Source organism: Actinospica durhamensis, from assembly GCF_018139695.1.
In the GTDB taxonomy this organism is placed as follows: domain Bacteria; phylum Actinomycetota; class Actinomycetes; order Streptomycetales; family Catenulisporaceae; genus Actinospica; species Actinospica durhamensis.
Map to the genome: position 1 here is coordinate 23492 of NZ_JAGSOG010000094.1, position 6249 is coordinate 29740.

Sequence of the window (6249 nt, forward strand, 5' to 3'; positions counted from 1 at the left end):
TCGGGTTGCGGAGCCTGAGAAGGCGCCGGAGCCCGGAAACCCGGTGCGTCGAGAAGCGCGCGGCTATGCTGGTGCCGGCACCTGACACAGGGTCAGGTCTGCGCGATTCAGGGGCGATTCAGGGGCGGTGGAACGATGTCGGAGCTCGATGCGCTGCTGGCCGAGGCCGTGCCGGTGATGAGCGGAGCGGTGGCGGCGTACGGGACGGGCGTGCTCTCGCGGCTCGAGGACGCGTCGGCCGACGCGGCGGTGGGGCTCGGTCGCAGGATGCTGCAATCGGTGTGGCGCCACGCCGGTCGGCCGGAGGCGGTGGAAGAAGCGGTGGCGGATCTGGCCGCGGCGCCGGAGGACCCGGACGCACTGGCTGCGTTGCGATTGCAGGTACGCAAGGTGCTCTCCGCGGACGGCGAACTCCTGCGTGAGCTCTCGGCCCAGCTCGCCGCGTCCTCGGCGGGTACCGTCGCCGCGGGCGCCGGCGCGGTGGCGATCGGCGGACACAACCACGGCGTGGTGGGCACCGGCGCGGGCTCCGCGCTGAGCCTCGGGGGAGTGGCGATCGTGGTGAACCCTACGTTGCCGGGTCCGGGCGGGAGCTGACCGGACCCGGAGACCGGATCATACGGCTCGGCCCGAGGCCGGATGTGCTGGTCGGGCGGGAGGGGCTGCTGGCCGACCTCGCTGCCGAGTCGGCTCCCGGCGGCGGGGTGAGCGTAAGGGTATTGTCGGGGCTGGGTGGCGTCGGCAAGACGAGCGTGGCCGTGGAGTTCGCGCACCGCGGCGCGTCACGTTACGGGCTGGTGTGGCAGTTCAACGCCGAGGATCCGGCGGCGTTGGCCGCGCAGGTCGGGCAGTTGGCGTGCGCGTTGGGAGTGGCGGGCAGGCCGGGGGATCTGCTCACCGCGGTGCACGCGCGTCTGGCCGGCATGCGGGAGCGGTGGCTCCTGGTCCTGGACAACGTGATGGACCCGGCGGTGGTCCGGCAGCTGGTGCCTTCGGCCGGGCCGGGGGACGTGGTGATCACCTCGCAACGCGCAGACTGGCCCGACGGCTGGATGCTGCCGGTACCGGTGCTGGCCCGCGCCGCGGCGGTGGATTTCCTTCTCGCGCACGCCCACGACGAGGACGCCGAGGCGGCCGGGCGAGTGGCCGACGCGTTGGGATCGCTGCCGCTGGCGCTCGCCCAGGGCGCGGCGTTTCTGCGCAAGACCGGACGGCCGACGGCCCGCTACCTGGACCTGCTGTCCTCGGAGCGGGCGCGGGTGCTGGGGCGAGTGGTGGGCGGCGGGTACGGGCGCGCGGTGGCGGGAGCCTGGAGCGCCGCCGTCGACCAGGCGCGGGAAACGCCGGGGGCTCTGGGCCTGCTGCGGTTGCTGGCCTGCTGCGCGCCGGACGCGGTGCCCGTGCGACTGCTCCTGCCCGACGGCCGGAAGCTGCCCGGCGGGATCGACCGCGACGTCGCCCGACAACTCAGCGTGCTGACTGCGGACCGGCTCGCCCTCGACGAAGCGTTGATCGCTCTGAGCGACTTCAGTCTCATCGGCCCGGTCCGGGCGGGCATGGTGTCAGTGCACAGGCTCGTCCAAGCGAACACGATGGACGCGCTGGACGAGGCCTCCCGCGACGCATGGCGGACGGCGGCCGCGAGTCTGATCGTCCGAGCGCTGCCCGACGATCCAGGGATTCCAGGGGGATGGCCGAGGTTCGCCGCGCTGCTGCCTCACGCGGAGGCCGTCCTGCCGCCCTGGCACGTGGGGATGAACCACCTGGCCGTCTTCCTGTTCCAGTCGGGCAGCCACCATGCGGCTCGAGCAGCCGCTCGACGCCTGCTGACAGCCTGTACCTGGCGCTACGGCGCGTACCACCGCGGCACCCTGACCGTCCGGTACAACCTCGCGCGATTCACCGGGTCGGCCGGAGACGCGATGGCGGCGAGAGACATGTTCGCCGAGCTCGTTCTGATCTGCGAAAGAATAAAAGGATACGAACACACTGAGACGCTGATCGCCCGGAACCAGCTCGCCTCGCACACTGGAGAGGCGGGGGACGCGGCGCGGGCGAGGGACATGTTCGCGGAACTGCTGCCTGTCGAGGAGCGTGTTCAGGGGCCCGAGCATCCCTCGACGCTGACCACCCGTCACAATCTCGCGTACTGGACCGGGCTGGCCGGTGATGTCGTCGCCGCGACGGAGATGCTCGCGGCGCTGTTGCCGGTGCGCGGTCGCGTCCTGCCCGCGGGCGACCCCGAAACCCTGACCACGGCGTTCGTGCTGGCCCGCTTCATCGGGGAGGCCGGGGACGCGGCGATGGCGCGCGACATGCTCGCGGACCTGCTGCCGCTGCGGGCGCGGATCCAGGGCCCGGAGCACCCTGAGACGCTGATCACCCGGAGCGAGCTGGCCCGTTTCACCGGAACAGCCGGAGACCTGTTCGCGGCGCGGGAGATGCTGGCCGAACTGCTGCCGGTCCACGAGCGTGTCGCCGGGCCCGTGCACCCGGCGGCCCTGACCACCCGGCACAACCTGGCGCAGTTCACCGGGTTGACCGGGGACGAGGCCGGCGCGCGGGAGATGTTCGTGCGGCTGCTGCCGGTACGTGAGCGCGTCCAGGGTCCCGAACACCCCGACACCCTCTCGGCCCGTCGCGGCCTCGCCACCTGGACGGACCCGCCCGTGCGCCCACGGCGGGTGGACGAGTCCGCTGACTGACGCCATGACAACGCCCTCCCGGCCCGCCGCGCCACCGGCGGCCGGGAGGGCGTCGATACCGGTATCAGAGCCCGTTGACCTCGGCCGGAGGCCTCAGGACCCGGTGACGCTCCCGGCGAAAGCGTTGTCGCCGCCCGCGTCCGGGCCGTCGGCAGGCCCCTGAGACGCTGCGCCGCCCGGCTTGGGGCTGGCGACCGTCACCGTGATCTCCCCGTCCTCGCCCAGGTCCGCGCGCAGCACGTCGCCCGGGTCGAGGGCGCCGTCGAGCAGCAGGTTGGCGATGCGGTTGTCCAACTCCGTCTGCAGCGTGCGCCGCAGCGGACGGGCGCCGAACTCCGGCTGGTGGCCGAGTTCGACCAGGCGGTCCTTGGCCGCGTCGGTGACCTCGAGCTCGAGGCCCTGCGCGCGCACCCGGCGGCGGCTGCGGTCCAGCAGCAGCTCGACGATCTCCGACAGCTCCGCGCGGCCGAGGGCGTGGAAGACCACGATGTCGTCGATGCGGTTGAGGAACTCGGGCAGGAAGCGCACCTTGAGCGTCTCCATCAGCTGGTCCCTGATCTCGTCCACCTTGCCGTGGTGGGCCAGGATCAGCTGCGAGCCCAGGTTGCTCGTCATGATCACCACGGTGTGCCGGAAGTCGACCGTGCGGCCCTTGGCGTCGGTGAGCCGGCCGTCGTCGAGCACCTGCAGCAGGGTGTTGAACACGTCCGGATGCGCCTTCTCCACCTCGTCGAACAGCAGCACGCTGTACGGGCGGCGGCGCACCTTGTCGGTCAGCTGCGCGGCGTCCTCGTAGCCGACGTACCCGGGCGGGGAGCCGACCAGCCGGGAGACGGTGTGCTTCTCCTGGAACTCGCTCATGTCGAACCGGATCAGCCGGTCCTCTTCGCCGAACAGCAGCTGCGCGAGCGCCTTGGCCAGCTCGGTCTTACCCACCCCGGTCGGGCCGAGGAACAGGAACGAGCCCACCGGCCGGTTCGCGTCCCCCATCCCGGCCCGGTTGCGGCGCACCGCCTCGGACACCGCCGCGACCGCCTCGTCTTGGCCGATCACCCGGTGGTGCAGCGCCTCCTCGAGCTTGAGCAGCCGCTGCTTCTCGTCCTCGGTCAGCTGCGCCACCGGGATCCCGGTGCGCTTGGATAGGATCTCGGCGATGTCGTTCGCGGTGACCTCCACCACCCCCTCGCGCCGCTCCGCGATCCCGGCCAGCTCCGCCCTGACCTGGTCGATCCGGGCCTTGATGCCGTTCGCCTTCTCGTAGTCCTCGGCCGCGACGGCCTGGTCCTTCTCCCGGCCCAGCTGCGCGATCAGGTCCTCGCGCTCGACCACCTCGGTGGACTTGCCCATCGAGCGCAGCCGGGCTCGCGCCCCGGCCTGGTCGATCAGGTCGATCGCCTTGTCCGGCAGGAACCGGTCGGAGATGTAGCGGTCCGACAGCTGCGCCGCCGCGCCCAGCGCCTCGTCGGTGAACCGGACCTGGTGGTGCGCCTCGTACGCGTCGCGCAGGCCCTCGAGGATCTGGACCGTCTCCTCGACGCTCGGCTCCGGGATCATCACCGGCTGGAAGCGGCGCTCGAGCGCGGCGTCCTTCTCGATGTGCCGGCGGTACTCGTCCACCGTCGTCGCCCCGACCACGTGCAGCTCCCCGCGCGCGAGCGCGGGCTTGAGGATGTTGCCCGCGTCCATCGAGCTGTCCCCGCCCGAGCCCGCGCCGACCACGGTGTGCAGTTCGTCGATGAACAGGATCGTCGAGTCCTGAGCGCCCCGGATCTCCTCGATCACGTTCTTGAGCCGCTCCTCGAACTCGCCGCGGTACTTCGCGCCCGCGACCAGGCCGGCCAGGTCCAGCGCCACCACCCGCTTGCCCTCGAGCGTCTTGGGCACGTCCCCGGCCGTGATCCGCTGCGCCAGGCCCTCCACGATCGCGGTCTTGCCCACGCCCGGCTCGCCGATCAGCACCGGGTTGTTCTTCGAGCGGCGCGAGAGGATCTCCACCGTCTGCTGGATCTCCTCGGCCCGTCCGACCACCGGGTCCAGCCGGCCCTCGCGCGCCTCCTCGGTCAGGTCGCGGCCGTACTCGTCCAGGGTCGGGGTCTCGCTCTCCTTGCGCGCCTGGCGGGCCGCGGGCCGGTTGCGCTCGGGCTCGAACCGCCGGGACAGGTCCCGCGCGTCCACGGCCTGGTCGGACAGGAACCGCCCGGCACCGGAGTCCGGGTCGTCCAGCAGCGCGCCGAGGATGTGCTCGGGTCCGACGTAGGAGTCCCCGGTGGCCTGCGACCGCGCGTGCGCGCCGATCAGCGCGCGCTTGGCCGCGGGGGTGAGCCCGGGCTCCGCGGACGGGGTGTCGGACTCGCCGGGCAGCGCCTCGGCCACCGCTTCGCCCAGGTCGTCGGGGTCGATCCCGGCGCGGCGCAACAGCGTCCGGGTCGGCTCGGTCTGGGTCGAGGCCCACAGCAGGTGCTCGGTGTCCAGGTCCTCGCTGCCGTCCTCCCGCGCCCGCAGCGAAGCGCGGGAGAGCAGTTCGCGGGCCGACTCGGTCAGCAGGCGCCCGATCGGCACCCGCTGCACCGCCGGAGGCCGGCTCCCGGCGGACATGCCGAAGAAGCGGTTGAGCAGATCCGAGAAGGGATCTTCGCCGTAGGAGCCGAGCGACGACAGGGACATGAGGACAACCTCCGGGCCGGCCGATACGGATCCACGGCCCGCGTGCCCGCTGCCCTGCGGCGCCGGGCGCGGCGGGCCGCGGCTTGCGCTCCACTCAACTCCTCCGGGCCCGGACCCGCCCGGCGGCCTGAGCCAACCGAGGGACGCGGACGCCGCGCCCCGGATGGCGCAGGGCGCAGAGCGGTCGCAAGCTGGAGATATGGACGCGGTGACGAGGGACGACGGGGCCGGCCTGCTGCCCGGCCCGATGCAGCGACTGGCGCGCAGCGCCTGGCAGCTCGTGCTGGTGATCGGCCTTGCCGCGATCGTGCTCGGCGTGGTCGTGCTGACCTGGCCGCATGCCACGCTCGCCGTCGTGGGCGTGCTGTTCGGCATCTTCCTGCTGGTCAGCGGCGTGTTCCAGCTCTTCGCCGCGTTCGGCACACACGCCGAGGGCTCGCTGCGGGTGCTCGCCTTCGTCAGCGGCGCGCTCTCCATCCTGCTCGGCCTTTTCTGCCTGCGCGGCGCGCTGGAGTCGATCCTGCTGCTGGCGCTGTGGATCGGCATCGGCTGGCTCTTCCGCGGCATCGCGATCCTGATGGCCGCGACCGGCGACCCGCAGATGCCCGCGCGCGGCTGGCAGCTGTTCGCCGGCGTGATGGGCCTGATCGCGGGCGTGGTGGTACTGGTCGCGCCGGTCGGCTCGCTCAAGGCGCTGACCGTGCTGGCCGGAATCTGGCTGCTGTTCATGGGCGTGATCGAGGTGGGCACCGCGCTGCGGATCCTCAACGGCTTCCTGATCCTCGCGCGCGAGGCGGAGCGGTTCGCGGACGGCGCGCCCGGGAACGAACCGAATAGGCGGAACCTGTAGAGCGTTACCCTCGCCCACGTCGAGGCCCGA

Annotated in this window: 4 protein-coding genes; 3 read left to right on the forward strand and 1 reads right to left on the reverse strand. The window is 72.4% G+C overall.

Going from position 1 to position 6249, the window contains the following annotated elements; all coding sequences use genetic code 11:
- The first annotated feature begins 135 nt into the window (after positions 1-135).
- Positions 136-597 carry a hypothetical protein gene (locus KDL01_RS19245; protein ID WP_212529913.1) on the forward strand — a complete coding sequence of 154 codons (462 nt, stop codon included), beginning with the start codon at positions 136-138 and terminating at the stop codon, positions 595-597.
- 44 nt (positions 598-641) lie between these two features.
- A complete protein-coding gene (gene fxsT / locus KDL01_RS19250) occupies positions 642-2705 on the forward strand; it encodes an FxSxx-COOH system tetratricopeptide repeat protein (protein WP_212529914.1) in 2064 nt (687 codons plus the stop codon).
- Positions 2706-2798: 93 nt separating this feature from the next.
- Here the strand turns inward: fxsT and KDL01_RS19255 are convergent, their stop codons facing one another.
- Positions 2799-5369: an ATP-dependent Clp protease ATP-binding subunit gene (locus tag KDL01_RS19255; protein WP_246576661.1), complete on the reverse strand. Its 2571-nt coding sequence runs from the start codon at positions 5367-5369 to the stop codon at positions 2799-2801.
- Between the two features lie 199 nt (positions 5370-5568).
- On the opposite strand from KDL01_RS19255, the gene KDL01_RS19260 reads away from it, so the two are divergent.
- Positions 5569-6219: an HdeD family acid-resistance protein gene (locus tag KDL01_RS19260; RefSeq protein ID WP_212529915.1), complete on the forward strand. Its 651-nt coding sequence runs from the start codon at positions 5569-5571 to the stop codon at positions 6217-6219.
- Positions 6220-6249: the final 30 nt, after the last annotated feature.